The organism is Burkholderia anthinoferrum (assembly GCF_002925705.1).
In the GTDB taxonomy this organism is placed as follows: Bacteria; Pseudomonadota; Gammaproteobacteria; order Burkholderiales; family Burkholderiaceae; genus Burkholderia; species Burkholderia semiarida.
Genome location: NZ_LFZP01000049.1, coordinates 172,013 through 198,409 on the forward strand (window position 1 = coordinate 172,013; position 26,397 = coordinate 198,409).

The 26,397-nt window shown below is 68.0% G+C and carries 27 protein-coding genes and 1 pseudogene; 14 read left to right on the plus strand and 14 right to left on the minus strand.

Going from position 1 to position 26,397, the window contains the following annotated elements; translation table 11 throughout:
• The first annotated feature begins 144 nt into the window (after positions 1 to 144).
• From C5F75_RS19690 to C5F75_RS19700, 3 genes are all read left to right on the plus strand, one after another.
• A complete protein-coding gene (locus C5F75_RS19690) occupies positions 145 to 729 on the plus strand; it encodes a hypothetical protein (protein WP_059584737.1) in 585 nt (194 codons plus the stop codon).
• A gap of 164 nt (positions 730 to 893) precedes the next feature.
• Positions 894 to 2,261 (plus strand): sigma-54 dependent transcriptional regulator, encoded by a 1,368-nt coding sequence (locus tag C5F75_RS19695; RefSeq protein WP_407641353.1) that lies wholly within the window; start codon positions 894 to 896, stop codon positions 2,259 to 2,261.
• Positions 2,262 to 2,387: 126 nt separating this feature from the next.
• Positions 2,388 to 2,894, plus strand: coding sequence for a hypothetical protein (locus C5F75_RS19700; RefSeq protein WP_059584741.1), 507 nt, complete (start codon positions 2,388 to 2,390; stop codon positions 2,892 to 2,894).
• A gap of 27 nt (positions 2,895 to 2,921) precedes the next feature.
• On the opposite strand, the gene C5F75_RS19705 is transcribed toward C5F75_RS19700, so the two are convergent.
• The gene (locus tag C5F75_RS19705) at positions 2,922 to 3,413 is read right to left on the minus strand and encodes a hypothetical protein (RefSeq protein WP_059584743.1); all 492 of its coding nucleotides are present in this window, start codon (positions 3,411 to 3,413) and stop codon (positions 2,922 to 2,924) included.
• Between the two features lie 377 nt (positions 3,414 to 3,790).
• On the opposite strand from C5F75_RS19705, the gene C5F75_RS19715 reads away from it, so the two are divergent.
• Positions 3,791 to 4,468, plus strand: a complete 678-nt coding sequence (locus C5F75_RS19715; protein ID WP_059585111.1) for a response regulator transcription factor — start codon at positions 3,791 to 3,793, stop codon at positions 4,466 to 4,468.
• Between the two features lie 18 nt (positions 4,469 to 4,486).
• Here C5F75_RS19715 and C5F75_RS19720 read toward each other — a convergent pair whose 3' ends face one another.
• Positions 4,487 to 6,040 carry a methyl-accepting chemotaxis protein gene (locus tag C5F75_RS19720; RefSeq protein WP_059584745.1) on the minus strand — a complete coding sequence of 518 codons (1,554 nt, stop codon included), beginning with the start codon at positions 6,038 to 6,040 and terminating at the stop codon, positions 4,487 to 4,489.
• Between the two features lie 247 nt (positions 6,041 to 6,287).
• Here C5F75_RS19720 and panE point away from each other — a divergent pair, with 247 nt between their 5' ends.
• The 8 genes from panE to C5F75_RS19760 all read left to right on the plus strand — a co-directional run bounded on the left by panE (position 6,288) and on the right by C5F75_RS19760 (position 15,559).
• The gene (gene panE / locus C5F75_RS19725; RefSeq protein ID WP_059584746.1) at positions 6,288 to 7,235 is read left to right on the plus strand and encodes a 2-dehydropantoate 2-reductase; all 948 of its coding nucleotides are present in this window, start codon (positions 6,288 to 6,290) and stop codon (positions 7,233 to 7,235) included.
• Positions 7,236 to 7,484: 249 nt separating this feature from the next.
• Positions 7,485 to 8,444 (plus strand): AraC family transcriptional regulator, encoded by a 960-nt coding sequence (locus C5F75_RS19730; RefSeq protein WP_059584748.1) that lies wholly within the window; start codon positions 7,485 to 7,487, stop codon positions 8,442 to 8,444.
• A gap of 120 nt (positions 8,445 to 8,564) precedes the next feature.
• Positions 8,565 to 9,509: a substrate-binding domain-containing protein gene (locus C5F75_RS19735; protein WP_059584750.1), complete on the plus strand. Its 945-nt coding sequence runs from the start codon at positions 8,565 to 8,567 to the stop codon at positions 9,507 to 9,509.
• The gene (locus C5F75_RS19740) at positions 9,428 to 11,092 is read left to right on the plus strand and encodes a sugar ABC transporter ATP-binding protein (protein WP_407641354.1); all 1,665 of its coding nucleotides are present in this window, start codon (positions 9,428 to 9,430) and stop codon (positions 11,090 to 11,092) included. The genes C5F75_RS19735 and C5F75_RS19740 overlap by 82 nt, the downstream gene beginning before the upstream one ends.
• Entirely contained in the window at positions 11,079 to 12,092 is a 1,014-nt protein-coding gene (locus tag C5F75_RS19745) for an ABC transporter permease (protein ID WP_059584751.1), read from the plus strand. The genes C5F75_RS19740 and C5F75_RS19745 overlap by 14 nt, the downstream gene beginning before the upstream one ends.
• Before the next feature lie 46 nt (positions 12,093 to 12,138).
• Positions 12,139 to 13,227 carry an alcohol dehydrogenase catalytic domain-containing protein gene (locus tag C5F75_RS19750; RefSeq protein WP_059584753.1) on the plus strand — a complete coding sequence of 363 codons (1,089 nt, stop codon included), beginning with the start codon at positions 12,139 to 12,141 and terminating at the stop codon, positions 13,225 to 13,227.
• A 29-nt stretch (positions 13,228 to 13,256) separates the two neighbouring features.
• Positions 13,257 to 14,804 carry an FGGY-family carbohydrate kinase gene (locus tag C5F75_RS19755; RefSeq protein WP_059585113.1) on the plus strand — a complete coding sequence of 516 codons (1,548 nt, stop codon included), beginning with the start codon at positions 13,257 to 13,259 and terminating at the stop codon, positions 14,802 to 14,804.
• The gene (locus C5F75_RS19760; protein WP_059584755.1) at positions 14,801 to 15,559 is read left to right on the plus strand and encodes an SDR family oxidoreductase; all 759 of its coding nucleotides are present in this window, start codon (positions 14,801 to 14,803) and stop codon (positions 15,557 to 15,559) included. The genes C5F75_RS19755 and C5F75_RS19760 overlap by 4 nt, the downstream gene beginning before the upstream one ends.
• A gap of 49 nt (positions 15,560 to 15,608) precedes the next feature.
• Here the strand turns inward: C5F75_RS19760 and C5F75_RS36845 are convergent, their stop codons facing one another.
• From C5F75_RS36845 to C5F75_RS19795, 8 genes are all read right to left on the minus strand, one after another.
• A complete protein-coding gene (locus C5F75_RS36845) occupies positions 15,609 to 15,749 on the minus strand; it encodes a hypothetical protein (protein WP_012339712.1) in 141 nt (46 codons plus the stop codon).
• 171 nt (positions 15,750 to 15,920) lie between these two features.
• A complete protein-coding gene (locus C5F75_RS19765; protein ID WP_059584758.1) occupies positions 15,921 to 16,505 on the minus strand; it encodes a nucleotidyltransferase family protein in 585 nt (194 codons plus the stop codon).
• A 102-nt stretch (positions 16,506 to 16,607) separates the two neighbouring features.
• Positions 16,608 to 16,850, minus strand: coding sequence for a M15 family metallopeptidase (locus C5F75_RS19770; RefSeq protein ID WP_059585114.1), 243 nt, complete (start codon positions 16,848 to 16,850; stop codon positions 16,608 to 16,610).
• A gap of 133 nt (positions 16,851 to 16,983) precedes the next feature.
• Complete coding sequence (locus tag C5F75_RS19775) at positions 16,984 to 17,379, minus strand: type II toxin-antitoxin system VapC family toxin (protein WP_059585115.1); 396 nt, start codon at positions 17,377 to 17,379, stop codon at positions 16,984 to 16,986.
• The gene (locus tag C5F75_RS19780) at positions 17,376 to 17,615 is read right to left on the minus strand and encodes a type II toxin-antitoxin system Phd/YefM family antitoxin (RefSeq protein WP_059584760.1); all 240 of its coding nucleotides are present in this window, start codon (positions 17,613 to 17,615) and stop codon (positions 17,376 to 17,378) included. Before C5F75_RS19780 ends, C5F75_RS19775 begins: the two co-directional genes overlap by 4 nt.
• An 85-nt stretch (positions 17,616 to 17,700) precedes the next feature.
• Complete coding sequence (locus tag C5F75_RS19785) at positions 17,701 to 18,384, minus strand: Fe2+-dependent dioxygenase (protein ID WP_104012639.1); 684 nt, start codon at positions 18,382 to 18,384, stop codon at positions 17,701 to 17,703.
• The gene (locus C5F75_RS19790) at positions 18,381 to 19,136 is read right to left on the minus strand and encodes a tetratricopeptide repeat protein (protein WP_089465665.1); all 756 of its coding nucleotides are present in this window, start codon (positions 19,134 to 19,136) and stop codon (positions 18,381 to 18,383) included. Before C5F75_RS19790 ends, C5F75_RS19785 begins: the two co-directional genes overlap by 4 nt.
• 3 nt (positions 19,137 to 19,139) lie before the next feature.
• Positions 19,140 to 21,383, minus strand: coding sequence for a TonB-dependent receptor (locus C5F75_RS19795; protein ID WP_059584766.1), 2,244 nt, complete (start codon positions 21,381 to 21,383; stop codon positions 19,140 to 19,142).
• A 194-nt stretch (positions 21,384 to 21,577) separates the two neighbouring features.
• On the opposite strand from C5F75_RS19795, the pseudogene C5F75_RS37270 reads away from it, so the two are divergent.
• Positions 21,578 to 21,812 (plus strand): annotated as a pseudogene (locus C5F75_RS37270) (hypothetical protein); the annotation flags it as partial.
• A 43-nt stretch (positions 21,813 to 21,855) separates the two neighbouring features.
• Here the strand turns inward: C5F75_RS37270 and C5F75_RS19805 are convergent.
• Entirely contained in the window at positions 21,856 to 23,151 is a 1,296-nt protein-coding gene (locus C5F75_RS19805) for an aspartate carbamoyltransferase (RefSeq protein ID WP_059584768.1), read from the minus strand.
• A gap of 231 nt (positions 23,152 to 23,382) precedes the next feature.
• On the opposite strand from C5F75_RS19805, the gene C5F75_RS19810 reads away from it, so the two are divergent.
• On the plus strand, positions 23,383 to 23,517 hold the full coding sequence (locus tag C5F75_RS19810; protein ID WP_006485835.1) for an entericidin A/B family lipoprotein: 135 nt from the start codon (positions 23,383 to 23,385) through the stop codon (positions 23,515 to 23,517).
• Between the two features lie 93 nt (positions 23,518 to 23,610).
• Here C5F75_RS19810 and C5F75_RS19815 read toward each other — a convergent pair whose 3' ends face one another.
• The 3 genes from C5F75_RS19815 to C5F75_RS19825 all read right to left on the minus strand — a co-directional run bounded on the left by C5F75_RS19815 (position 23,611) and on the right by C5F75_RS19825 (position 26,272).
• Positions 23,611 to 24,159, minus strand: coding sequence for a hypothetical protein (locus C5F75_RS19815; protein WP_059584770.1), 549 nt, complete (start codon positions 24,157 to 24,159; stop codon positions 23,611 to 23,613).
• Positions 24,160 to 24,360: 201 nt separating this feature from the next.
• On the minus strand, positions 24,361 to 25,293 hold the full coding sequence (locus tag C5F75_RS19820; RefSeq protein WP_059585116.1) for a DMT family transporter: 933 nt from the start codon (positions 25,291 to 25,293) through the stop codon (positions 24,361 to 24,363).
• Between the two features lie 184 nt (positions 25,294 to 25,477).
• Complete coding sequence (locus C5F75_RS19825; protein ID WP_059584772.1) at positions 25,478 to 26,272, minus strand: AraC family transcriptional regulator; 795 nt, start codon at positions 26,270 to 26,272, stop codon at positions 25,478 to 25,480.
• Between the last annotated feature and the right edge of the window lie 125 nt (positions 26,273 to 26,397).

The following is a 26,397-nucleotide window of genomic DNA, read 5'->3' on the forward strand; positions in this document are numbered from 1 at the left end:
GGTTTGCCGTGCGACCGGCGCGCCGGCCGCACGGCAGGCGTTCGACCCGATGCCCGATGGTCGTTTCCTGTTTGACGGGTGTTGTTCCGATCCCCGAGGTCAACACCTCTTTTTGCGTGACGAGGATGCAAGGAGGCCTCAATCATGAGGATCTTTTTGGTCGCTTTGCTGCTGGCCAGCGTGCAAGCCGCTGCGCAGTCGGTTTTCCAGAATCCCGCGGTCTTCGTCATTCTTAGCGAGCAGACGCTTGCGAACGCCGCGAGCGTGCAGCAGGCGCTGTCGACCCTCGGCCGTCCCGACAACGCGGCATGCGCGCCGATGATGATGATCGGCGATCCGCAGATGATCTACATGATGCCGGAAGCGGGCCACGCGCCATCGTGGCAATCGCCGGTGTACGGCCGAGGCGCGCCGTTCGACGCACAGAGCGGGCCGAGGCCGACCGGCAAGACGGTCGGCGCGATGCAGCACGCCGAGGACATGCGGACGCAACCGTGGAGCGACGGCAGCGCGCTCACGCAGAAGATCGCGGGCGAGCCGGCCGTCACGGCGGCGGACCGGGTGAACGCATGGCGGCACACCGGGCTCGACCGGATCGAAACGGCCCGCGCGTCGGACGTGACGGTAAACGGCAAGACCTACCGCGCCTATCGCGACGATCTCAACGGATCGGCGAAGCCCGTCGTCGAGCCGCAGGTCTACACGCAGCGCGTCGTGTTCTGCCGATGACACGGCATCGATTCGAGGACGGAGCGGCGCCGCGCCGCAGGGCCGCGGGCCCCGCCGGCGCGATCGGGCAACGGCCGCTCCGATACCCACCCTTATGCGGCGAGGCGATCGTGAACCATTGTTGTCAACCGAGCATGTCAGGCCCGCGAGAGGTCGAACGGCAGATGAGCGCGCTGCCGTTCATCGCGGTCCGGCACGACCCCGTCGCGCCGTCGCGCCCGCTCGTTTACCTGTCGCAGCGACACGATGCCGCGCTCGTCGATATGCTCGCGTCGCGCGGCTGGGACGTGCGGCGCGCCAAAACCGTGGCCGATGCGCTGAATCTCGTCAGGGCGAACCGTCCGCATGCGGGCATCGTCGATTTCGACAGTTTCGCGTCGCCGGACGTCGCGTCGTTCGAGGCGCTGCTGCGCGACCCGCGTGTCGGCTGGCTCGCGTTCGCCGGCGGCGAGCGGTTGCGCAACCTCGCGATCGCGCGCCTGATCCGCCGCTGCTGCTTCGACTACGTGCGCAACCCGGCGGCCTACACGACGATCGGCTATCTCGTCGGCCATGCATACGGGATGCTGAAGCTCGCGGACGGCGACCCGGCCGCGGAGGCGCCGCTGCCCGGCGGCGCGATGATCGGCGCGTGCGGCGCGATGCGCCGGCTGTTCGCGACGATCCGCAAGGTCGCGAACACCGACGCGACCGTGTTCATCGCCGGCGAATCCGGCACCGGCAAGGAGCTGACGGCCGCGGCGATCCACCGGCAGTCGTCGCGCGCCGACGCACCGTTCGTCGCCGTGAACTGCGCGGCCATTCCGACGTCGCTGCTGCAGGCCGAACTGTTCGGGCATGAGCGCGGCGCGTTCACGGGCGCGCACCAGCGCAAGATCGGCCGCATCGAGGCCGCGCACGGCGGCACGCTGTTTCTCGACGAAATCGGCGACATGCCGTTCGAGAGCCAGGCGAGCCTGCTGCGGTTCCTGCAGGAAGGGAAGATCGAGCGGCTCGGCGGGCATGCGTCGATTCCGGTCGACGTGCGGATCGTGTCGGCGACCCACGTCGATCTCGAAGCCGCGATGCGGGCCGGGCGGTTCCGCGCCGACCTGTACTACCGCCTGTGCGTGCTGCGGATCGACGAGCCGCCGCTGCGCATGCGCGGCCGCGACATCATGCTGCTGGCCGACGACGTGCTGCGGCGCTATCGCGGCGACGGCTCGTACCGGATTCGCGGCTTCACGCCGTGCGCGATCGAGGCGATCCACAACTATCCGTGGCCCGGCAACGTGCGCGAGCTGATCAACCGGATCCGCTTCGCGGTCGTGATGACGAACGGCCCGCTGATCTCCGCCGCCGATCTCGAACTGCACGCGTACACGTCGCTGCGCCCGCCGACGCTCGCGCAGGCGCGCCGGCAGGCCGAGCGGCACGCGATCGAGGAAACGCTGCTGCGTCACCGCCAGCAGCATGCGAACGCCGCGTCGGAGCTGGGGATCTCGCGGGCGACGCTGTACCGTCTGATGACCGCGCACGGGCTGCATGGCTGACGCGCTGCGGCGGCGCCGCTCAAGACCGCGCGGCGGCAGCCGTTAAAACATGAAACGGCCCGGCCGGAACGCGCATCGATGGGCGCGCAACCGGCACGCGGCGCATCACGCTTATCCGAGGTCATCGTGGCAGAGTGCAGTCAGTGCGGCAGGACGTTCCTGGTCGGCGGGCAGTCGATCGACGGCCGCCGCTATTGCGGCCCGGCATGCGCGCAGGCGCATCCGGTCGTCGTCGAGGCCGAACGGGTGCCCGACGCGAAGGTTCGGCAGTATGTGGACGACTGGCGCTACGGGCCATGCCCGATCTGCCTGCGCGAAGGGCAGCCGGTCGATATTCACGCGTCGCATCGCGTCGTGTCGCTCGTGTTCGTGACGCGCTGGGCGACGCGGCGCCACGTGTGCTGCCGCCGCTGCGGCCGCAGGAAGCAGGCGCTCGCGCTGCTCGCGTCGGCCGTGCTCGGCTGGTGGGGGCTGCCGTGGGGCATCGTGCTGACGCCGATCCAGCTCGCACGCAACGTGCTCGGCCTGGCCGCGCGCGACCCGGAGGCCGCGACGCCGCAATTCGAGGAACTGGTGCGGCGCAAGCTGGCCGCCCGCCGGCTCGCACGCGCGCAGCGGGGCGCCGGCGCCTGACCGCGCGCTTCGGCGCGCCGTGCGCGCTCAGGCCGGCCGGTCGAAACCCGATGCGACCCAGCGTTCGGCGCTGGCCTTGTTGAGCTTGAACCCGGCCGACACCTTCGCTTCGGCCAGCAGTTCGCCATACGGATCGCATGCCTTGAGCTGCGCATACGGTTCGAACTCGTCCGGCACGATGTCGAGCGTCACCGACACATCCTGCCCGGCTTCGTCCTGCACCGTCACTTCCTTGTGCAGCATCGCGCGCCGCTGCTGTTCGTGGCGCATCAGCACTTCGGTCGCGGTCTTCACGAGCGTGCGGAACGCGTTCGCGTCCATCGGTTTCGGGTTCTTCTTGTCGCGGCCCATGGTCCACGGCCCGACGAGCGCGGGCTCGGACTCGCCGTCCTTGACCATTTCGACGGCCCAGCCGTCGTCGTCTTCGTTCTTGATGATGCGGGCCGTCCAGCCGTTGTCGCGCCAGAGGCCGTCTTCGTGGATGGAGGTGTCGTCGGATTGCAGGTCGGAATCGGTCATGAGGAAAGCGGGCAGTACGGGCAAGCCGGCGAAGGCGCGGGCGCGCGCGGCCGGTGAGGGCGCGTCGCTCGCCGCCGGCGGGCCGGGGTGGCATGCAAACGCGCAATTTTACCCGCTGGCCGGCCGCGCGGTGCGTGCGGCCGGCCATCCGGCCGATGCCGCGGCGGCCCATCTGCCGGTCGTCGCGCGTCGAACGCCGCAAATATCAAACCTGTATTACGTTTTCGGCGGCCAATTCGTACGCCGTCCGATATCGCGCCCGGGCGGACATTCATAGAATCGGCGTTCAGGCTAAAAATAGCCTGAACGTCATTTCAACGCCCAACCGGTCGCGTGCGCTTCGCGTGGCGGGGCCGGTGAACCACCAGGAACTGCGCATGAGGAAATTCAACGTTCGCATCGTCGTCGCATACGACTGGCCGCTGACGCTGGCCGGTATCGAGCAGATCGCAGACAGCAGCTGCGCGATCGAGCTCGTCGCGGTCTACCGGAGCGCGGCCGAACTGGTCGCGTCGCTCGGCGGCGTCGATTGCGACATCGTGCTGGTCGACTATGCGATTCGCGGCGACGAGCAGATGGACGGCCTCGCGCTGTTCGACTGGCTGCGCCGCACGCGGCCGAACGTCGGCATCGTCGCGCTGGTCGCGAACGAGAACCCGCTGATCTTCCGGTCGATCCTCGCGAACGGCGGCGTGAGCATCGTCAGCAAGCTCGACGAGGTCGGCCACATCGTCACGGCGATCCATTCGAGCTACAGCGGCGGCGCCTACCTGTCGCCGTCCGTGCGGCGCGCGGTCGATGCGCTCGGCACGCGCGGCGACGCGCCCGTGAAGCTGTCGGCGCGCGAGATCGAGGTCATTCGCCTGTATCTGGCGGGCGTACCGATCAAGACGATCGCGCAGCGCCTGAGCAAGGGCAAGCAGACGGTCAGTGCGCAGAAGATCAGCGCGATGAAGAAGCTCGGCGCGAACAACGACGTCGAGCTGATCCAGCGGGCGGCGGGGCTGGGGCTCGGCAGCGCCGAGGCCGCGCGGCGGGCGGGCAGCGCGGCGTGAGCGCAGGGCGGGGCGCCGTCAGGCTGGCAACGCGAACCGCGTCACCGCGTCGCGCAGCGCCTCGGCCTGATCGCGCAGCGAATGCGCGGCCGCCGCGGCCTGCTCGACGAGCGCCGCGTTCTGCTGCGTGACCTGATCCATCTCGCCCACCGCGCGGTTGACCTGCTCGATCCCGGCGCTCTGCTCGCGCGATGCGTGGCTGATTTCGTCGAGGATCTCGTTCACGCGCCGCACCGATTGCACGATCTCGGCCATCGTCTCGCCCGCGTGCGTGACGAGCGTCGCGCCGTGCTGGACCGTCTCGTTCGACGACACGATCAGCGACTTGATTTCCTTGGCCGCCGTCGCCGAGCGTTGCGCGAGCGAGCGCACTTCGGCCGCGACCACCGCGAAGCCGCGGCCCTGTTCGCCCGCCCGCGCCGCTTCGACGGCCGCGTTCAGCGCGAGGATGTTGGTCTGGAACGCGATCCCGTCGATCACGCCGATGATGTCGCCGATCTTGTGCGAACGGTCGGTGATCTCGTTCATCGTGCGCACGACGTCGTCGACCACCGCGCTGCCGCGCGTCGCGACCTGCGCGGCCTGGCCGGCAAGCGACGCGGCCTGCGCGGCGCTGTCCGCGTTCTGCTTCACGTTCGCGGTCATCTGGTCCATGCTCGACGCGGTCTGCACGAGCGCGGCCGCCTGTTCCTCGGTGCGCTGCGACAGGTCCGTGTTGCCGGAGGCGATCTCGCTCGCGCCGACGTTGATGTTCTCGGTGCCGGTGCGGACGCGCGACACCATGTCGATCAGCCCGCCCTGCATCGTGTGCAGCGCATGCAGCAGGCTGCCGCGATCGTCCTGCTTCACGGCCACGCGCGCGGTCAGGTCGCCCTGCGCGATGCGTTGCGCGGCGTCGAGCGCCACTTCGAGCTCGCCGCCCAGGTTCGCGCGCACGCTTTTCAGCACCATCACCATCACGGCGGTCGCGATCGCGCCGAGCACGGCCGTCATCGCGAACCAGCGGCCGACGCTTGCGAGCACCGCCGTGCGCACGTCGTCCATGTACATGCCGGTCACCAGATACCAGTCCCACGGCGCGAAGCGCTGCACGGCGCTGGTCTTCTCCTGCGGCTTGTCCGCGCCCGGCTTCGGCCACAGATATTCGACGAAGCCCTTGCCGCCGTCCGCGTTGCCGGCCTTCACGATCTCGACGAACAGGTGCTGGCCGTTCGGATCGGTGAAATTCGACACGTCCTTGCCGTTGAGCTCGGCCTTGATCGGATGCATCACGATCACCGGCTTCGAATCGTTGACCGAGATATAGCCGTCGACGCCATGGCGCATCGCAGCGATCGCCTCGAGCGCCTTCTGCTTCGCATCGGCTTCCGGCAGCGCGTTCTGCTGCGACAGCTTGTAGTAGTGATCGGTCACGCTCGCGGCCTGCGCGACCAGCGATGCAAGCTGGTCGCGGCGGTCCGCGATCATCGACGCGCGGGTCTGCCATGCGCCGAGCCCGGCGATCACGAGCAGGCCGAGCCACAGGATGACGATCATCGACGCGAGTTTTTGATTCAGGGAAAGATTGCGCATGGTGTGAGGTTGGTCAGTCGAGAACGCTTGCCGGAACGGCGTGACGGGATAAGTCTCTTGACGGCGCGCCATGCGTGTCGCCGTAGACGGGAAATCCCTTAGAAGCGGTCATTTCCCGATGTCCGCGACGCGGGCGCGGGCATCTATGCATATGCATAACAGCGGCCGCTATACTGTCGGGCGACGGTCTGCGTCGCGCACGCACGGGCAGCGCGCGGGCACCGAACGAAACAGAAAGGAGGCAACGATGCGGATTCTGGTGGTAGGGGCCGGCGCGGTCGGCGGATACTTCGGCGGCCGGCTGGCCGCGGCGGGGCGCGACGTGACGTTCCTGGTGCGCGAGGGCCGCGCCGCCGCGCTCGCGCGCGACGGGCTGCTGATCCGCAGCCCGCGCGGCGACCTGACGCTCGCGAACGTGCAGACCGTGCGCGCGGGCGAGGCGGGCGCCGGCGTCGCGCCGTTCGATCTCGTGCTGCTGAGCTGCAAGGCGTACAGCCTCGACGACGCGATTGCGTCGTTCGCACCGTTCGTCGGGCCGCGGACGCTGATCCTGCCGATGCTCAACGGGATGCGCCATCTCGACGTGCTGCGCGAGCGCTTCGGCGCCGCGCAGGTGCTCGGCGGCCTGTGCGTGATCGCGGCGACGCTCGATCGCGAGCAGCGCATCGTGCATCTGAACGACACGCACGGCGTGTCGTTCGGCGAGCTGGCCGGCGGCGAATCGCCGCGCGTGCGCGCGGTGGCCGACGTGCTCGGCGGCGCGGGCTTCGACGCGACGCTCAGCGACGACATCGCCGCGCGGATGTGGGACAAGTGGGTGTTTCTGGCAACGCTCGCCGCGAGCACGTCGCTGTTTCGCGGGTCGATCGGCGACATTCTCGCCGCGCCGGACGGCCGCCGCCTGCTCGAGACGATGCTCGCCGAATGCAGCGCGATCGCCGAATACAACGGCCATCGGCCCGACCCGGCGGCCAGCGAGCGGATGCAGCGGATGGTGCTGACGCCGTCGCCGCTGACCGCGTCGATGCTGCGCGACGTCGAGAACCATGCGCGCGTCGAGGCCGATCACGTGATCGGCGACCTGCTCGCGCGGCGCGACCCGCAGGCGGCCGATACGCTGTCGCTGCTGCGGATCGCGTACAACCACCTGAAGGCGTACGAGGCGCGCACGGCGCGCGAGCAAGCGGCGGCGTAAGCCGGCGCGGGCGACGGGCGCGGACGGCCGCCGCACCGTTCCGCACCGCAACAAATTTGCCTTCTGGCGCCATTTCCGCCCGCAGGCGGCAAAAAAGTATCGAAAATCAGGCGTAAAGTTGGTGGAGCCGCGCGCGCGATCGACCTACATTGCTTCCCATGCGACCGGTCGCGGCGCCGCGCGAGACACGCGGCGCACGCGCACAGCCGAACAGGCCGGCCAGCGAACCAAGGGAATGGAGACGCCAACATGATGCACCCCGATCTCGAAGTGGTCGACGTGCGACGCGACGAGTCGTTCAAGGTCTGGTCGCACGGCTATCCGTATCGCACGATCCGCTGGCATTTCCATCCCGAATTCGAGCTGCACCTGATCGTCGCGACGCACGGCAAGTATTTCGTCGGCGATCACATCGGCTCGTTCGGCCCCGGCCATCTCGTGCTGCTCGGGCCGAACCTGCCGCACAACTGGGTCAGCGACATGGCCGCAGGCGAAACCGTCGAGCGCCGCAATCTCGTGATCCAGTTCGATCCGTCGTTCGTGCGGCGCTGCATGGACGCATTCCCCGAATGCCGCGACGCGCAGGCGCTGCTCGACGATGCGCGGCGCGGGGTCGGCTTCGACGCCGCGACGAGCGCCGCGATCGCGCCGTTGTTCGACGAGCTGCTGACCGCGCGCGGGATGCGCCGCATCGCGCTGTTCATGACGATTCTCGAACGGCTGTGCGGCGCGGCCGAACGCATGCTGCTCGCGAGCCCCGCCTACGATCAGGCCGACGTCACGCCGACGCGGCTCAGCCACGCGCTGTCGTATATCGGCAAGAACCTCGCGTCCGAGCTGCGCGAATCCGATCTCGCGCAACTGACCGGGCAGAGCGTCAGCGCGTTCTCGCGCGCGTTCCATCGCCATACGGGCATGCCGTTCGTCCAGTACGTGAATCGTCTGCGGATCGAATCCGCGTGCCAGATGCTGCTCGCCGACGACGCGAGCATCACCGACATCTGCTTTCAGGCCGGCTTCAACAACGTGTCGAACTTCAACCGCCAGTTCCGCGCGGTGAAGGGGATGGCGCCGTCCGAATTCCGCGCGCTGCAGCGCCTGAACGCACGCAGCCGCGAGCTGGCGCTGCATGCGGCGCCGACCGGCAATCCGCTGCCGCCGCGCGTGCTGACGCCCGGTGCGCCTGAACTCATGCCGCAGCCCGGATGATCGCCGGGCCGTTGCCCGCCCGAGTTTTCCCAACCGTTTTACCCAGCCGAATCGCGTCGCTTGCGCCGCGAGGGGCGCATTCACCCACGAAAAAGCCGCACACAATCTGGAGACACCGTCATGACGCACGCATCGCCCGCTTCTTCTTCCCGTCGCGCCGCCCGCCTGGCGGCCGTTGCCGCGCTCGCCGCCGCGGCCCTGTTGCCCGCCGCCGCCGCGCACGCCGCGCCGCTGCGGATCGGCATGACGTTCCAGGAACTGAACAACCCGTACTTCGTGACGATGCAGAAGGCGCTGAACGAAGCGGCCGCGTCGATCGGCGCGCAGGTCGTCGTCACCGACGCGCATCACGACGTCAGCAAGCAGGTGAGCGACGTCGAGGACATGCTGCAGAAGAAGATCGACATCCTGCTCGTGAACCCGACCGATTCGACCGGCATCCAGTCGGCGATCACGCAGGCGAAGAAGGCCGGCGCGGTGGTCGTGGCCGTCGATGCGAACGCGAACGGGCCGGTCGATTCGTTCGTCGGCTCGAAGAATTACGACGCGGGCGTGATGTCGTGCGAATACCTCGCGAAGGCGATCGGCGGCAGCGGCGAGGTCGCGATCCTCGACGGCATTCCGGTCGTACCGATTCTCGAACGCGTGCGCGGCTGCAAGGCCGGGCTCGCGAAATTCCCGAACGTGAAGCTCGTCGATACGCAGAACGGCAAGCAGGAGCGCGCCGCCGCGCTGTCGGTCACCGAGAACATGATCTCCGCGCATCCGAACCTGAAGGGCATCTTCAGCGTGAACGACGGCGGCTCGATGGGCGCGCTCGCCGCGATCGAGGGTTCCGGCAAGGACATCAAGCTGACGAGCGTCGACGGCGCGCCCGAGGCGATCGCCGCGATCCAGAAGCCGAACTCGAAGTTCATCGAGACGACCGCGCAGTTCCCGGCCGACCAGGTGCGCATTGCGCTCGGCATCGCGATCGCGCGCAAGTGGGGCGCGACGGTGCCCAAGGCGATTCCCGTCGACGTGAAGGTCGTCGATCGCGGCAACGCGAAGGGTTTCAGCTGGTGAACGACGTGCGACGCGACGCGAAGGGCGGCGGCGCGGCCGACGCCCTTCGCACGGAGAAGCCGATGGACACGATACTCAGGCTCAGCCACATCACGAAAAGCTTTCCCGGCGTGAAGGCGCTGTCCGACATTCATCTGGAGATCGCGCGCGGCGAGATTCATGCGCTGCTCGGCGAGAACGGCGCGGGCAAGTCGACGCTGATGAAGATCCTGTGCGGCATCCACCAGCCGGATGCGGGCACGATCGAGATCGACGGCAGCGCACGCCATTTCGCCGACTATCACGACGCGGTCGCGGCCGGCGTCGGCATCGTGTTCCAGGAATTCAGCCTGATTCCGCACCTCGATGCCGTCGACAACCTGTTCCTCGGCCGTGAGCTGCGCAACCGCTGGGGCGCGCGCGACCGCAAGCGGATGCGCGCCGCGGCGGCCGCCATCTTCGCGCGCCTGGGCGTGGCGATCGATCTCGATGCGCCGATCCGCGCGCTGTCGGTCGCGCAGCAGCAGTTCGTCGAGATCGGCAAGGCGCTGTCGCTCGACGCGCGCATCCTGATCCTGGACGAGCCGACCGCCACGCTCACGCCGGCCGAGGCCGAGCACCTGTTCGCGATCATGCGCGAGTTGAAGCGGCAGGGCGTCGCGATGATCTTCATCTCGCATCACCTCGACGAGATCTTCGCGGTGTGCGACCGCATCACGGTGCTGCGCGACGGCCAGTACGTCGCGACGACCGAGGTCGCGCGCACCGACGTCGAGCAACTGGTGCGCATGATGGTCGGCCGCCGGATCGAAAGCAGCTTTCCGCCGAAGCCGGCGCGGCCGGCCGACGCGCCGGCCGTGCTCGAGGTCGATGCGCTGCAGATCGAGCGCGACGGCCCGGTGAACCGCTTTGCGCTGCATGAAGGCGAGATCCTCGGTTTCGCGGGGCTGGTCGGCTCGGGGCGTACCGAGACCGCGCTCGCGGTGATCGGCGCGACGCGTGCTCATCGCAAGGCGCTGCGCGTGCGCGGCGCGGCGGCGAAGCTCGCCGATCCGGCCGACGCGCTGCGCGCGGGCATCGGCATCCTGCCGGAAAGCCGCAAGACGGAAGGGCTCGTCACGTCGTTCTCGATTCGCGACAACATCTCGCTGAACAACCTCGGCAAGTACCGGTCGATGCGCTGGCTGATCGACCGGCGAAGCGAGGCGCGCACCACGCACGACGTGATGCGGCGCGTCGGTGTCAAGGCGCCGTCGATCCACACCGAGGTCGCGACGCTGTCCGGCGGCAACCAGCAGAAGGTCGTGATCGCGCGCTGGCTGAACCATCACACGTCGGTGCTGATCTTCGACGAGCCGACGCGCGGCATCGACGTCGGCGCGAAAGCCGAAATCTACGGGCTGATGCGCGAACTCACCGCGCGCGGCTACGCCATCATCATGATCTCGTCCGAATTGCCGGAAATCGTCGGCATGTGCGATCGCGTCGCCGTGTTCCGGCAAGGCCGCATCGAGGCGACGCTCGCCGGCGACGAGATCGATCCCGACACGGTCATGACCTATGCCACGGCCGGCACGCGAGGAGCGACCCATGAACCTGCCTGATTCTTCTTCCACGCGTTCGACGACGCTCGCGGCCACGGCCGGAAACGGCGACGCGCCGCCGCCGCGCGCGATGTGGGCGCAACTGCGCCGCTCGACGCTGTTCTATCCGCTCGTCGGCCTCGTCGTGGTCTGCATCGCGATGATGATCGCGAGCCCGAGCTTCCTGTCCGCCGCGAACCTCGAGAACGTGCTGCGCCAGGTGTCGATCAACGCGATCATCGCGGTCGGCATGACCTGCGTGATCCTGACGGGCGGAATCGACCTGTCGGTCGGCTCGGTGATGGCGCTGTCGGGCACGCTCGCGGCCGGGCTGATGGTCGCGGGCGTCAACGCGGTCGCCGCGCTGGCGATCGGCATCGCGGTCGGCCTCGGCTTCGGTGTCCTGAACGGTGTGTTCGTCGCGTTCGCGGGAATGCCGCCGATCATCGTCACGCTCGCGACGATGGGCATCGCGCGCGGTCTCGCGCTGATCTACACGGGCGGCTATCCGATCGACGGGCTGCCCGACTGGGTCGCGTTCTTCGGCAGCGGCAAGGTGCTCGGCATCCAGGCGCCGGTGCTGATCATGCTGGTGGTCTATGCGATCGCGTGGCTGCTGCTCGACCGGATGCCATTCGGCCGCTACGTGTATGCGATCGGCGGCAACGAGCAGGCGACGCGGCTCACCGGCGTGCGCGTCGCGCGCGTGAAGCTGATCGTGTACACGCTGGCCGGGCTCACGTCCGCGCTCGCCGCGATCGTGCTGACCGGGCGCCTGATGAGCGGGCAGCCGAACGCGGGCGTGGGCTTCGAGCTCGACGCGATCGCGGCCGTCGTGATGGGCGGCACGTCGATCTCCGGCGGGCGCGGCGCGATTCTCGGCACGCTGGTGGGCGCACTGTTGCTCGGCGTGCTCAACAACGGGCTCAACATGATCGGCGTGAACCCGTATGTGCAGAACGTGATCAAGGGCGGAATCATCCTGCTCGCGATCTACATCAGCCGCGAGCGATCGCGGTAACGACGGAGATATCGGTTATCCGAATCATTCAGAAAAGAGACAACTCATGACGACACCCGAAGCCAAACCGCGCATGACCGCGGTCGTCTGCCACGGCCCCGAGGACTATCGCGTCGAACAGGTCGCGATGCCGCGCCCCGGTACGAACGAGCTCGTGATCCGCATCGCCGCGTGTGGCATCTGCGCGAGCGACTGCAAGTGCTACACCGGCGCCAAGATGTTCTGGGGCGGCCCGAGCCCGTGGGTGAAGGCGCCGGTGATTCCCGGCCACGAATTCTTCGGCTATGTCGAAGCGCTCGGCGACGGCGCGGCCGAGCATTTCGGCGTCGCGCTGGGCGAGCGCGTGATCGCCGAGCAGATCGTGCCGTGCGGGAAGTGCCGCTATTGCAGGTCGGGCCAGTACTGGATGTGCGAGGTGCACAACATTTTCGGCTTCCAGCGCGAGGTCGCCGACGGCGGGATGGCCGAATACATGCGCATTCCGCCGACCGCGATCGTCCACAAGATCCCGCTCGGCATATCGCTCGAGGATGCCGCGATCATCGAGCCGCTGTCGTGCGCGATCCACACGGTGAACCGCGGCGACGTCCAGCTCGACGACGTCGTCGTGATCGCGGGCGCGGGCCCGCTCGGGCTGATGATGACGCAGGTCGCGCACCTGAAGACGCCGAAGAAACTCGTCGTGATCGACCTGATCGACGAACGGCTCGAACTCGCGCGGCAGTACGGCGCCGACGTGACGATCAACCCGAAGCGCGACGACGCGCGCGAAATCGTCCGTGCGCTCACCGACGGCTATGGCTGTGACGTGTACATCGAGACGACCGGTGCGCCGGTCGGCGTGAACCAGGGGCTCGACCTGATCCGCAAGCTCGGCCGCTTCGTCGAATTCAGCGTGTTCGGCGAGGACGCGACCGTCGACTGGTCGATCATCGGCGACCGCAAGGAGCTCGACGTACGCGGCGCGCACCTCGGGCCATACTGCTATCCGGTCGCGATCGACCTGCTCGCGCGCGGGCTCGTCACGTCGAAGGGCATCGTCACGCACGGTTTCGCGCTCGAGGAATGGGACGACGCGATCCGCGTCGCGAAATCGCCCGAATCGATCAAGGTGCTGCTGAAGCCGGCCCGCTGACGGCCGGCGCGCGCCTCACCGGAGACATCATGGAATACGTCATAGGCGTCGACATCGGCACGCAGAGCACCAAGGCGCTGCTCGTCGACCGGCACGGCACGATCGTCGCGCGGCGCTCGGCCGGCTACCAGCCCGATACGCCGCGCCCGCTGTGGGCCGAGCAGTGGCCGAAGGTGTGGTTCGACGCGGTGCTCGACTGCATCGCGGGCTGCGTGAGCGACGCGCGCGCGCAGGGCGTGCCGGCCGATGCGATTCGCGCGGTATGCGTGAGCAGCCTGTACGGCGGCTCGGGCATCCCGGTCGACATCGACATGCGGCCGCTGCATCCATGCCTGATCTGGATGGACCGGCGTGCGACCGCGCAAGTCGACTGGGTCAACGAGCACGTGAACGTCGAGCGGCTGCGCGTGATCACCGGCAACGGCGTCGACAGCTACTACGGGTTCACCAAGATGCTGTGGCTGCGCGACCAGCGGCCGGACGTGTGGGCGAACGTGCGCTATTTCCTGCCGCCGAACGCGTACGTGATCTATTTACTGACCGGCGAAGTCGCGGTCGACCACAGTTCGGCCGGCAATATCGGCGGCGTGTACGACGTCGCGCGCCGCGAGTGGTCGGACGACGCGCTCGACATGCTCGGCATTCCGGCGACGATGATGCCCGAGCGGCTGGTTGATTCGACGGACGTCGTCGGCGGCCTGCTGTCACAATGGACCGCCCAACTCGGCCTGCCGGCCGGCACGCCCGTCGTGGCAGGCGGCGTCGATGCGGCGGTGGCGACCTTCGCGGCCGGTGCCGCGCGCACCGGGCAGCACGTCGCGATGATCGGCACGAGCATGTGCTGGGGCTACGTGAACCGGCACGTCGATGCGCGCCACGGCCTCGTCAGCATGCCGCACGTGTTCGACGGGCAGCGCGACCTGTACGTGTTCGGCGGAGCGATCACGGCCGGCGCATCGGTCGCATGGTTTCGCGACCAGTTCTGTCACGCGGAAATCGACGCGGCGCGCCTGCTGCCGCACGGCGATCCGCACATGTTGCTCGAGGAGGCGGCCGAGCGCGTGCCGGCCGGCGCCGACGGCGTGCTGTTTCTGCCGTACCTGATGGGCGAGCGCAGCCCGGTGTGGGATGCGAAGGCGAGCGGCGCGTTCGTCGGGCTGAGTCTCGCGCATACGCGTGCGCATCTTTATCGTGCGGTACTCGAAGGCGTCGCGTTCGCGTTGCGCCACAACATCGAGGCCGGCCGCCGTGGCGCGGCGGCGCTGGACGATCGATTGATCGTCGTCGGCGGCGCCGCGCATTCGGCGCTGTGGATGCAGATCATCGCCGACGTGACGGGTTTTCCGGTGTGGACGATCGAGCAGGACGTCGAAGCCGCAATGGGCGCCGCGCTGCTCGCGGGCGTCGGCGCAGGGCTCGTGTCGCGCGACGACGCGCAGGGCGGCTGGGTCACGCTCGTCGAGCGCGCACGGCCCGACGCCGACCGCGCGAAAACGTACGACGCGCGTTTTTCGCTCTATACGGCGCTGTATCCGGCACTCAAGCCGATCATGCACAGGCTCGGGACATCATCATGAACACACGATTCGATTTCAGTGGGTCGACGGTGCTCGTCACGGGTGCCTCGAGCGGAATCGGCCGTGCGTGCGCGGTCGCGCTGGCGCATGCAGGCGCGCGCGTCGTCGCGGCGGCGCGCGACATGGCCGCGCTCGACACGCTCGCCGCGGAGATTGCGTGCGATACGTTGCGCATGGATGTCGGCGGCGACGAACACGCGATCGATGCCGCACTCGCCGCGTACGATGCGTTCGACGGCCTCGTCAATTGCGCGGGGATCGCGTCGCTCGAGCCTGCGCTCGACGTCGAAGCCGCGCATTTCGATCGCGTGATGGCCGTCAATGCGCGCGGTGCGGCGCTCGTCGCGCGGGCCGTGGCGCGAAGGATGATCGAGCGCGACGGACGCGGTGACGCGCACGCGCGGGGCAGCATCGTCAACGTGTCGAGCCAGGCGTCGCTCGTCGGGCTGCCCGCGCATCTGAGCTATTGCGCGTCGAAGGCGGCGATGGACGCGATCACGCGCGTGCTGTGCATTGAGCTCGGCCCGCACGGCATTCGTGTGAACAGCGTGAATCCCACCGTCACGCTCACGCCGATGGCGCAGTTCGCGTGGAGCGAACCGGACAAGCGCGAACCGATGCTCGCCGCGATTCCGCTCGGCCGGTTCGCGCAGCCGGACGAAGTCGTCGAGCCGATCCTGTTTTTGCTGAGCGATGCGGCGTCGATGATCAGCGGTGTGTCGTTGCCGATCGACGGGGGATATACCGCGCGCTAGAGCCCGTCACGTAAGTCGCGGTCGAGTTCGCGGCGCGGCCGGCGCGCGGCTAGACCGGGTCCTTGCTCGGCGGTCCGTCCGGCTGCTGCGGGTTGTCGTGATGGCCGGGCGGCGACGAGAACGGGTCGTCTTCCGGGTCGCGGTTCGGGTCGGCCGGTGGCTCGGGCGTCGGGGTCGTGTGGTCGCTCATGGAGAACTCGTGCGGTGCGTGACGGCGGTGGCGCGGTGGACGCGCCTCGTCTTGGTTATAGCCAATCGGGCGCGCGTTTGCAGCGGGTTCTTGCGGCAGGCTCCCGATCGTCGGCGAAATCCGCCTATTGACGGTGTTCGTGCGGAATCTCGCGAGGTCGCGCAATCGAAGTCAGCGCAAGTCCGCCGGTGTATCGACGTCGCGCAGGATGCCGGGATCGTCGATATCGAGCAGTTGCACCGGTGCGCTGGCGAACAGCGCGCGGGCGCCCGTGTCGCCGTCGAGGGCGGCCAGTGCTTCGAAGTGGTGCGCGGCGAAACCGACTGGATGCCCGCGCACGCCGCGATGCGCGGGCGCGACGATCGATGCGTTGTCGGCTTCGAGCGCGCGTGCGACCGTTTCGTAGGTGGAAGCGGCGATCCACGGCATGTCGCCGAGCGCGACGAGCCAGCCGCTCGCATCGGGCGTCGTGCGGACGCCGGCCGCGAGGCTCGCGCCCATGCCCCGCAACGCGTCGGGTGCATAGACGACCTGGCAGCCGGCTTCGTTCAGCAGAATCGCAAGCGTTTCGGCGCCGGGACGCACGACGGCGATCACGTCGGCGGTGGCTGCCGCGAGACGGCGGGCGGCGGCCACCGCAACCGGCGTGCCGTCGGGGAGCCGGGCGAGCAGCTTGCTGTGCAGGCCGCTCGGGTCGAAGCGTTGACCAAGGCCGCCGGCGAGCAGGACGCCGGTGGCGAGTGACGCATAGGACATCGGCGCGAGGGGAGTGAGGCAGGTGCTGCGATTGTGCGGGAGCACACGGGGATCGGCAAGTGAGGATGTTACCGAATCACGCCTGCCGGATCGGGAAAACTGTCATCGCGCCGCTTCGTCGAGCATGCTTTCGTCGACAGGACCGTAAATTGCGTGCGATTCGTTCTGTATCACGGCCCAATAGCGATCGCCGAACGACCAGTGCCACCATTCGGACGGGTAATTCGTGAAGCCGGCGTGCGTCAGCGCGTCGATCAGGATCTGGCGGTTTCGCGCGGCCGCGCGACTGAGGAACGGGTTGTGCGTGTAGCACGCGCCCGACGATTCCTGGTCGGTGGCGTTCATGATGGCGAGGCCGGTTGCAGGCCGTCGGCCGATGTCGAGCAGGGTGGCCGCGGTCGTTTTGGTCAGACGAATCGCCAATATGCCAGAGTCTCGTGCAGAACGCGCCGCGATATGACCCGAGCGCGGGCGACGCTTACCAGAGCGTCTTGACGTGCGCGTACGCGCGGATTTTTTCGTCGCGCGTGACGAGCGGCGCGCCGAGACGCCGCGCGGTCGCGACGATCATGCGATCGGCCGGATCCTTGTGGAACGTGCCGGGCAGGTCGGTGGATTTCGCGGCGATGTCGGCATCGACCGGCACGAAACGCATGCCGTCGATCTGCGCGACGGTGGCGAGCCACGCGTCGACATCCATCGTCAATGCGAGGCGATCGTTGCGCACCAGCATCGCGATTTCCCACGCGGAGATCGCGGATGCGGCGAGCGCACCTTCGCTCCGCGCGCGATCGATCGCGCTCCGCGCCTTCTTGCTGAGCGCGGGGTCGCCCGCTACCCACCACACCAATGCATGCGTATCCAGCACGATCACCGCGACGCCTCCCAATCATCTTCCGCAATCGGATCGACAGGATTGTCGTAGCGCATGACCGACCCGCGCAATATGTCCAACGGCTGGGCTTCGCGCGAGCGATACGGGCGGATCTCGAGCGTCGGTTTGCCGTGGTCGGTGACGATCAGGCTTTCGCCCGACGCCTCGACGAGCCGGAAGTATTCGAGCGCGCGAGCCTTGAATTCGGATTTCGATACGGGAGCGTGCGGCATCATGATATGGTCATGGTCATCAGACTATGGTCATTTTAGCCTCGCATTTCGATGCGGCGCAAGCGCCGTGCGGCGTGACCGGCTCGGGCTACGCATCCGCCCACTTCCTCAACAGGTTGTGATAAATCCCCGTCAGCGAAATGACCATCGGATCCTTCGCGCTCTTTTCCGCGGAAAGCGCCTGAATCTGCGTATCGAGCTGAAACAGCAGCGTGCGGTCGCCGTCGTCGCGCACCATGCTCTGGATCCAGAAGAACGACGCGACGCGCTCGCCGCGCGTCACAGGCGTCACGTGATGCAGGCTCGATGCCGGATACAGCACGAGGTCGCCCGCCGGCAGCTTCGCGCGATGCACGCCGTACGTATCCTCGACGCACAGCTCGCCGCCCTCGTACGCATCGGGTTCTTCGAGAAACAACGTCGCCGACAGGTCGCTGCGCACGCGGAAATCCGTGCCGCGCAGCAGCCGGATCGCGTTGTCGACGTGCGTGCCGAACGTCTCGCCGCCTGCATAGCGATTGAACAGCGGCGGAAACACCTTGAGCGGCAGCGCCGCGGAAAAGAACAGCGGATGGCGCGCGAGCGCATCCTGGATCGCGTCGCCCACCGCGCGTGCGGCCTGCGAGCCTTCCGGTAATTGCCGGTTGCGTTTCGCGAGCGCCGACTGCGCGCCGGACGTCGCGTTGCCGTCGATCCATTCGGCGCGATCGAGAAGTTCGCGGCATTGCGCGACCTGCGCTTTCGTCAGTACGCCGGGGATGTGAAGCATCATGATACGGATTCCATTGCGTGCGGCGCCAGTTGCATCGCCGCCGACCGAAACGCGTCGAGCGGCGACGACACGAGATACGCGCGCATCTTCGCGATGAACGCGGGTGTCGCGGTGGCCGGCACCCGCGCGAGCCACACGAGCGCTTCGTCGACGCGCCCGCGCTCGGCGAGCAGCCGCGCGTAGTTGAACTGGCCGCGAAAATCGCCGGCAACGGCGGCACGGCGATAGTGGTCGAACGCGGCATCGATATCGACCGGTACGACCCAGCCGTCCTCGTAGAAGCCGCCGATCAGGTTGATCGATTTCGCATGGCCGAGCGCGGCCGCGCGACGAAACCACTCGAGCGCGTCGGCGCGGTTCTCGTCGACGCCGTTGCCGAGGGCGAGTGCGGTCGCGTAGTTGTACATGCCCCAGTCGAGGCCCGCCTGCGCGGCGAGCCGGTACCAGTACACGGCGACCGGCGCGCACGCGGCCGTGCCCCAGCCGAACTCGTAGCAGCGTCCGAGCATGTTCATCGCCATCGGATGATTCGCCTGCGCGGCATGCCGGAACCACGTGAGCGCGGCCGCGGGATCGCGCGGCACGCCGTGGCCGTCGAGCAGGTATTGCCCGTACACGGCCTGCGCATCGACGATGCCGTGCTCGGCCGCCGCCGCGACCCACGCGGCGGCGCGCTCGGGCGGCCCGGCCAGGATGTCGGCGAACTCGCGCGGCGAGACCGACGCGAGCGCCTTCAGCGACACGGCCTCCATCGATCAGTAGCGCGCGTTCAGCGTGACGAACGCCGAGCGGCCCGGCGCGATCGACGCATAGTGCGCCGGATACGCCTGATCGAAGTAGGTGCGGTTGAACAGGTTGTTCACGTTCAGTTGCAGATCGAGCTTCTTGTTGATCCGGTACTGCGCCATCGCGTCGAAGCGCCAGTACGACGGCACGGCGCGCAGGTTCGCGGGATCGCCGAACACTTCCGACATGTAGAACGCGCCGCCGCCGACCGTGAACTTCGGCGTGATGTCGTAGTTCGACCACATCGTGAGGCTGTGCTTCGGCGTGTTCGGGAAGCGGTTGCCGTTGTTCGCGGTGTCCTTGCCGTTGTCGCGTAGTTCACTCTTCATGTACGTGTAGCCGCCGAACACCTGCCACTGCTTCGTGATCTGGCCCGCGACGCCGAGCTCGAGGCCTTGCACGCGCTTGTTGCCGACCATCGCGTACTGGTTGTTCGGCAGCGTCACGCGCGCGTTCGTCGTGTCGATCTGGAACAGCGCGGCCGTCAGCGACAGCTTGTCGTTCAGCACGTTCCATTTCGTGCCGAGTTCGATGCTGCGGTTCTTTTCCGGAGAAAGCTGATCGGCATTCGGGCCGACGCCGCCGCGGCCCGGCGTGAGCGACTGCGTTTCGCTGCCTTCGCCGAGCAGCATGCCGGCGGGCGTCGACGACGTCGCATACGACGCATAGATGCTGCCGTTCCGCGCGGGCTTGAACACGAGGCCGGCCTGCCAGTTGAACAGCGTGTCGTCGCGCGTGTAGGTCTTGCCGCCATTCGCCTTGGTATCGGTGAAGCGGGTCGAGTAGTCGTCGACGCGCACGCCGGCGTTGACCTGCCAGCGCGGCGTGATCTCGATCGTGTCGAAGCCGTAGATCGATTTCGTGGTGGTGCGCGCATGCGCGTAGTCGTTGTTGCGCGAGATCGAGCCGGCCCACGGATCGCTCGGGTTCGGCGACCACAGGCTCGTGCAGTTGTAGCCGGACGCGGCGCCGATGCCTTTCTGGCAGATCTTGCCGGTGTCGGTCGCGACCGTGTACGAGTCGCGCTTGCCCCATTCGCGCGACAGCTCGATGCCGGTGTTGAAGCTGTGCTTGAACGGGCCCGTGCGGAATTCGCCGAACAGCTCGGTCAGGTTCGCGAGGCTGTTGATCGCGCTGTTGCGGTTGTTGTTGCGGCGCCAGACCTTGCCGTTCACCACGTTGCCCTGGCTGTCGTCCGGCTGCGTCCAGATGTAGTCCTGCGTCGATTCCGTGTAGCGCGCGGTGTTGCGCACCGTGAGGTTCGGCGTGATGTCGTGCTCGATCCTGATCGTGCTGATGTCCGACGTGGTCTTGCGGAAGTCGCGGTCGATCAGGCCGTAGAAGTTGTGGCGATCGACGGGCGCCGGATAGATCGTGCCGACGTTCGCGGGCTTGTTCGACGTCGTATAGAAGTACGGGATGCCGCCGTCGGGCATGTCGTCCGTCTGCAGGTGGTAGTAGCTCGCGGTCACGCGCGTCGGCGTGCCGAGACCGAACGCGATCGACGGCGCGACGCCCCAGCGCTCGTTGTTGACGGCGTCGCGGCCGGCCACGTCGTTGTTGTGGCTCATCAGGTTCAGGCGGAACGCGGCGTGATCGGCGAACTGCCAGTTGCCGTCGGCGGTGAAGCGGCGATAGCGGTCGGTGCCGAGGCCCGCGCTCGCGGCGGCCGTCGTGCCGAGGTGCGGGGCCTTCGTGATCAGGTTGATGCTGCCGCCCGCGCCGCCGCGGCCGCCGTACGCGCCGTCGGAACCCTTGGTGATCTCGACGCGCTCGGTGTTGAAGATCTCGCGCGTGGTGGCGCCCGTGTCGCGCATGCCGTCGACGAACATGCTGCCCTGCGTGTCGTAGCCGCGGATGAACGGACGGTCGCCGAGCGGGTTGCCGCCCTCGCCGGCGCCGAACGTGATGCCGGGCACGGTACGCAGCGCTTCGGTCAGCGTGGTCGCGCCGCTGTTCTGGATCAGTTCCTGCGGGATCACGGTGACGGATTTCGGCGTGTCGACGAGCGGCGCGGTGAATTTCGCGGAAGCGGAAAAGTCGGCCTTGTAGCTGTGCTCGGTCTTGCCCTGGATCTCGATCGGCGCGAGATGGCCTTCGGTGCCGGCGGTCGCCGCGGGCGGCGTGCCGTCGGCGAACGCGGGGCTCGCGGCCAGCACGCTGCAGAGGGTGGTGAACTTGCCGAGCTTCAGCTCGTCGGGACGGGACTTCATGGTGCGCTTCGACCTCGCGGTGTGGCTCCCGGGGCAGTGCGCTACGGAAATGTGCATGCCAGCGGGGATTATTACGATTTGTTTTCAGGCGGCATTCTATGTAATTTCTTTACGAATGAGAAGCGTTCTTGTTCTCATTTGTCGGGGAATTGTTGACGAATGTTGCGGAGGGGGCGAAGGCTCGTGGCCGGGGAGCGACAGGCAACGCAATGGCGTCTGCCGATGGCTTCGTCGCTGCAATCGCCGCCTCGAACGGTTCGATCGCGGCCACGCGCGACGTCGCGCCGTTCGAAGCAGCAGGCCTGCGTGTGATCGACTCTTGGTTCCGCCGGCGCCGGGTCGGCGGCCGTCACGTCACCGGCGCCGAAAATGACAACGCGCCGTGCAAGTCGGCGCGTTGAATGCGTTACGTCTGCGCGCGGCCCTTGAACTGCAGCGAATTCCCGTTCGGGCGCGCGCGACCGGCCGCAGATCAGTCGATTCCGTGAAACACCGCATCCTCCGGCCCCAGGTATGCCGGCGGGCGCCACGTCGCGTCGCGCATCGAATGCTGGACGAGATTCTCGACGCCCAGCAGCACCGCGAAGATCGCCATCCGCACCGGAATGCCGTTGTCGGTCTGCCGGAAGATCGCGAGACGCGGGTCGCGGTTCAGGTCGACCGACAGGTCGTTCGCGCCGGGCCGGCTGTCGCGCGGCAGCGGGTGCATGATCAGCGTGTCGGGCTTGCACACCGAGTCGACGAGCGCCTGGTTGATCTGGAAATCCGGCGTATAGCCTTCGAACGACTCGTCGGTGAAGCGCTCCTTCTGGATCCGCGTCGCGTAGACCACGTCCGCGCCGCGCAAGCCCGCCGCGAGATCGTTCGTCTGCTCGACCGCGTGGCCGTTCGTCGAGATCTGGTCGACGATGTACGCCGGCATCTCGAGCGTCGGCGGCGACACGAGCGTGAACTTCAGCCCGCGGTACAGCGCGAGCAGCTTGACGAGCGAGTGCACGGTGCGGCCGTACTTCAGGTCGCCGACCAGCGCGATGTGCGCGCCGTCGACGATCTTGCCGAGCCGCGAAAACTCGCGCTGGATCGTGTAGAGGTCGAGCAGCGCCTGGCTCGGGTGCTCGCCGGGGCCGTCGCCGCCGTTGATCACCGGCAGGTTGGTCGCCCGTGCGAATTCGGCCACCGAGCCTTTTTCCGGATGGCGGATCACGAGCGCGTCGACGTAGCCGGCCATCACGCGGCTCGTGTCGTAGATCGATTCGCCCTTCGCCATCGACGAGAACGTGAAGCCCGTCGTGTCGCACACCGAGCCGCCGAGCCGGCAGAAGGCCGCGCCGAACGACACGCGCGTGCGCGTGCTGGCCTCGAAGAACAGGTTGCCGAGCACGGCGCCTTCGAGCACGCGTGAAATCTTGTGACGCCGCGCGATCGGCTGCATGACGTCGGCCACGCGGAACAGCGCCTCGACCGAATCCCGCGAAAACTGGTCGACCGAGATCAACTGCGGCTTGCCTTCGAACAGGAATTGCTTCGCGAGCCCTTGCTTGTCTACGCTTTGCGTATAGTTCTCGCCATCCGGCGCCGAACGCTCGACGATTTCCGACACGAAGCGCTCAACGATTTCGGGCATCCCGCGCGATTCCTGCGAATCGTCCGGAAGCAGCCACGTATCCAGCGCGCGGCGGCTGACGCCGATGCGATTCGCGAATGCCTCGCGGGTCATGTTGAGGCGGCGCATCGCGTCGCGGAGGAAGGCTTGCTGGGGAACGGTCATCGGCGGCTCCTGGGCGGAAAATATACGCGGTGCGTATATTAATTTCTGCCGCGATGAAGTCAAGAAAAATCTGTGCGCGCAGGGGTGGCGCGTATGACACTCGCGGGGCCGTACTGGCGCGCGGCGCGCGTCTCCGTATAATCAGGTCAGGCCCCGTGTCCGGCAGCGTGCCGGGCGCCGCGCCGCACACGATTCGCCCGGTCGGGCTTGTTGATTCGAAGGAGAATGAGAATGACGCGTACGATTGCTGCAATGCTGCTGGTGGTGACCGCCGCGCTCGCCGGTTGCAATACCGTCGCCGGCGTGGGCCAGGACATTTCGAAGGGCGGCCAGGCGATCAGCGATTCGGCTGAAAAGGCCAAGTAAGCCGACCGGTTCCGGCATGCAGAAGGCGCCGGGCCTTCCCGCGATGGCGGGGCGGCCCGGCGCCTTTTTTGCGTACGAATCGATGCCGCGGCGTCAGGCGCGTTCCACGAACGCGTAGCGGCCCTCGACCTTGCGCGGCGTGAACCAGCCGTAGTCGGGGAACAACCGGTTGCGGACGAACCAGACATAACCGACCAGCGCGACCGTGATCGCGAGGCTCGGCAGCGCGGCGGACGGATCCCGCCCGAGATCGGCGACGGTCTTCGGCATCTGCAGCAGCGACAGCAGGATGAACGCGTGATATGCGCCGACACGATGGGTCGCGAAGCCCCAGATGAACAGCAGCGACAGCGGCACGGTCAACGCCAGGAAGGCGGTGACCAGGACGCCGCCGGCGCCGGACGCGAGGAAGTAGTACGCAAGCATCAGGCTGATGACCAACTGCGCGATGCCGAGCGCGATCAGGATCCGGATGTGTATCTTGTTCTTGCGGCAGCGTTCAGGGTCGGGGCGCGACGCGATCAGGTGCGCGAGCACGCGATCCTTGAGCCCTTGCCCGGATAGCTCGGCCAGCGCGTCGGCCTTCCTCGTTCCCGCGGACAGCAGCACCGCGATTCTTGTTTTGGCTTCCTTCCTGTTCATTGCGTGGCGGAGTGTTGTTCGATGATGGTCAAAGGGATCGGCCACGCGAATATTGCATCTTGCGCAGTCGTGCGCAACGGTTTTGCGGTGCGCGGACACATTCCTACAGTCGGTCGACCGTGTGTCGGAAAGGCTGGATCGACGAGCGCTGCGACGTCGACGGAGGCGCCGCCGTCTCCGCGGGGACGCGACGAACGCGAGTCAGTCGGCGGCGGCCTGCGCGGCGAGCGCGGCGCGCGGCTCGACGGGCGGCTCGCGCCGTCGCGTCGCGCCGACGAGCATGCCGGCGACGACGAGCGCGATGCCGGCGACACGTGTGCCGGTCAGCGTTTCGCCGAACAGCGCGACCGCGAACAGCACGGCCGAAACCGGCGCGACCGCGGTGAACAGGGCCGCCTCGGTGCCGCTCGTGCGTGCCGAGCCCGCATACCAGCACAGGTAACCCAGCACGGTCGGAATCAATGCGTAGTAGACGATCGCCGACACGGCGCCGACGGTCCAGCTGCTCGCCACCGCATGCCATTCGAACGCGGCCGGCACGAGTGCGAGCACGAAGCCGAGGCCCGACATCGCGGTGGATAGCGCAAGCGGCGGCAACGGCGCGGCAAGCCGACGGTTGAGCAGGATGAAGACCGCTTCGCATGCGACGGCCGCCAGCACCAGCGCATCGCCGGCAAGTGTTTGCAGCGACGGCATCGCATGGCCCGGCGCGAACGTGACGAACAGCACGCCGGCCGTGGCCAGCGCGGCGGCCAGCCAGTCGCGCGGCGTCTGCCGCTCGCGCAGCACGACGGCCGCGATCAGCGTCGACATGGCCGGCAACGTGCCGAGCATCACGCCGGCATCGAGCGGCGACGACAGCTTCGTGCCGCTGATCAGCAGCACCGTATATCCGACGCCGCCCGCCGCCGCCTGAATGACGAGCAGCACGGCATCGCGTGCGGAGATGCGCGGCCAGCGCATGCGCTGTGCGCGCATCATCGCGAACAGCAACGGGGTCGCGATCAGGAAGCGCAGCGCGGTGGCCGCGAACGGCGGCAGGCCGCCGGCCGCGAGACGGCTCGCGATGACGGTGCTGCCGACGCCCGCCATCGCGGCGGCGAGATAGAGATAGCCGATCAGTCGTGTCTTCATGCGCTGCATCGTCGTGTATGGCGGCAGCGTGCGTCTTGAACGAAATTGCAGCCAGGGACGGGACTGAAGGTGGTGAACCGTCGGCTTGCGCTGACGCAACAGGTCGCGGCGGCCTTCGAGGGGGTAGTCGCTTTCGAACGCAGTGCGCCCGGCGCCTGCGGCGCTGCGCGGCCGACGGCGTTACTCAACCCGCCTGCGTGAACCGCCCCGGCGTGATGCCGAACTGGCGCGCGAATGCGCGGGTCAGGTGGCTCTGATCGGCGAAGCCGGCTTCGGCCGCGGCATCGGCGATCGGCAGGCCGCTGGCCAGCAGCGCGCGCGCCAGCCGCGTGCGCGACTGAACCAGGTATGCATGCGGCGTGATGCCGAGCTCGCGCGCAAAGCCGCGCAGCAACTGGAAGCGGCTGACGCCGCTCAGGTCGGCCAGCTCGGCGAGCGACACGGGTGCGGCCGGCGCCGCGTCGAGCCGCTCCCGCGCGACGCGGACCGCCGGCGCGACGCCGGCCGCCGGCAGCGTGCGGCTTGCGTGCCGGGCGAGCAACCCGGCGACGAGCATGACGAGCGCTTCGTCGCGGGCCAGCGGCTGGGTTTCGCCTGCCACGATGCGCGCATGCAGCCTGCCGACGGCGGCCGCAAGCCGCGTGTCACGCACGGCCGGATGCGCAAGCTCGACGCCGCCGAGGCCTTCTTCCGCCGCGACGCTCGCGACCAGCGCGGGGGCGAGATAGAGCATCCGCCAGCGCCGCCCGGTGCCGGCTTCGAGCGGCGAGCCGTCGTGCACCTCGCCCGGGTTGACCATGATCGCGTCGCCTGCGAGCGCGTCGACCTGACCGCGGCCGCTCCACGACCGGTGCGCACCGCTGACGATCACGCCGACCCCGAATTCGTCGTGCGCGTGGCGCGGAAACGCGCGGTCGGACTCGAGGCTGATTGCCTCGATGCCTTCGCCGGTGCGTCGGTAATGGATGACACGGTGCATGTGCGCTCCTCGTGCCGGGGGCGGCGCGGATCACGTGCACTTTAGCGTGTTCCGGCGCCGCGCGCCCTTCATCCTTTTGGCCGATACCGCGCGGCGCGCGCAGCCCGCACCATGTGCGCATGAGC